Consider the following 340-nt stretch of genomic DNA (forward strand, 5'->3'; position numbering starts at 1 on the left):
TCAAAAAGTTGGAACGAGCGCTAAATGATGCAGAGGGGCAGAGGTGCAGAGGTGCAGAGGGGAAAGAAATTATACAACAACTCTCCTCTGCTCCTCCGCTCCCCTGCTCCCCTGCTCTCTTCGATGACGAAACACCGGAATCAGCCGAAGACCGCAAGTTACGAGTGTGGGCTATTCATTCGGAAAACAGTGGCAGTGAAGAGAATGTCATCTTTATCCGAGAGATTAACATTGCCATTAAGGATATCGATGCTTTTTTAATTACTCCCAGTCTCAGTTCAGGGGTTGACATTTCCAGCTATCATTTTGATGCCGTGTTTGGCGTGTTTCATGCTGTTTC

General features: G+C 47.1%; 1 protein-coding gene. It reads left to right on the forward strand.

The window, feature by feature from the left end:
* Window positions 1-340: hypothetical protein (locus tag GNF10_RS39235; RefSeq protein WP_260446395.1), on the forward strand; the 340-nt coding region annotated here is incomplete at both ends.

Source organism: Nostoc sp. UCD121, assembly GCF_014222285.1.
In the GTDB taxonomy this organism is placed as follows: domain Bacteria; phylum Cyanobacteriota; class Cyanobacteriia; order Cyanobacteriales; family Nostocaceae; genus Nostoc.